The sequence below is a fragment of the Tsuneonella litorea genome, assembly GCF_025154015.1.
In the GTDB taxonomy this organism is placed as follows: Bacteria; Pseudomonadota; Alphaproteobacteria; order Sphingomonadales; family Sphingomonadaceae; genus Tsuneonella; species Tsuneonella litorea.
The window spans coordinates 1-1371 of the sequence record NZ_JAOAMV010000023.1 but is presented as its reverse complement, the minus strand read 5'-3'; the positions used below and the strand labels follow the sequence as shown (position 1 = coordinate 1371).

At 64.9% G+C, this 1371-nt stretch carries 1 protein-coding gene; it reads right to left on the bottom strand.

Annotation, left to right across the window (positions count from 1 at the left end; genetic code table 11):
• Positions 1-272 precede the first annotated feature (272 nt).
• Positions 273-1301, bottom strand: a complete 1029-nt coding sequence (locus N0B51_RS14790; RefSeq protein ID WP_259963366.1) for an IS110 family RNA-guided transposase — start codon at positions 1299-1301, stop codon at positions 273-275.
• Between the last annotated feature and the right edge of the window lie 70 nt (positions 1302-1371).

The window sequence follows — 1371 nt, the reverse complement described above, 5'->3', positions numbered from 1 at the left end:
GCCGTGTGTGGACGGCCCTCCGTTGGCAAGGGTATTTGGAGCTTTGCCTTCCGCTGGTTGAGGCGGCCATGTGTCCGGCCTTTCGATGCGGCTGTGTCATGCGCCGCTGGCCATGATGCCTTTCGCGCGAACCGGGTCCCGACCTACAGCACGCGCTCGAAGCGCCACGGCCCAAAATGGGTTTTCCCGATCCGGCGGTTTCAACCGGCTTTGTGCATCAACTCCTCGTTGCCCTCTCCAACATCGTCGGCGCGGTGCTCCGCGCCAAGCTTTTACGCTGCGATCGGCATCGGCTCTCGGTAGCGCTCACCGCTGGTCATCAGCGCCCAGACCGTGCGCGCATTCTTGTTGGCCAGCGCTACTGCAGCGACCTTGGCCGGGCGGCGCGCGAGCAGCTGGACCAGCCAGGGTCGCTTCGTGCCGTGCCGCTCGGCATAGCGGATCACTGCCATCGCCCCGACCACAAGCATCTGCCGAAGGTATCGGTTGCCGGCCCGCGTGATGCTGCCGAGCCGATCCTTCCCGCCCGATGAGTTCTGCTTGGGCACGAGACCGATCCAGGCGGCGAGGTCGCGACCGGTCCGGAACACGGTCGGATCGGCGACTGAGGCCACGAATGCACTCGCTAGCAGCGGCCCGACGCCCGGGATATCCATCAGCCTGCGCCCGAGTTCGGTTCGCCGCGCGCTCGCGAGCACACGACGGTCGTTCTCGAGGATTTGCTGCTTCACGACTTCGAGCTGCGCTGCCAGCATCTGCAAGCACAGGCGTGCATCCTCCGGAACGCGATCGTCACCGGCATCCGCGACCACCTCGAGCAGCCGTTCGACCCCGAGCCGACCGACCGGTGCCACCACGCCGAACTCCGAGATATGCGCGCGGATCGCATTCGAGATCTGCGTGCGTTGCCGGTTCAGCATCAGCCGCACCCGGTGGAGCATCATCAGGCTCTGCTGCTCCGGGCTCTTCACCGCGACGAACCGCATCGTCGGGCGTGTCACCGCCTCGCAGATCGCCTCGGCATCGGCCGCGTCGTTCTTCCCGCGCTTTACGTAGGGCTTCACGTACTGAGCCGGCATCAGCTTCACGTCGTGTCCCAGCGCGATCAGCTCACGAGCCCAGTAATGCGAGTTGTTGCAGGCTTCGATGCCGACCAAGCAAGGCGGCAGCTTCGCGAAGAACGGCAGCATCCTTGCTCGCGTCAGTCGACGACGCATCAGTACCTCGCCATCCGCTCCAACCCCGTGCACCTGGAACACCGACTTCGCGATATCCAGACCGATCGTAACAACTTCGCCCATCTCGACTCTCCTTCCAGCTCAACCCCGCGTTCATAGCGCGGGAGGGGATGGAGAGCCGTCCACAGCATCA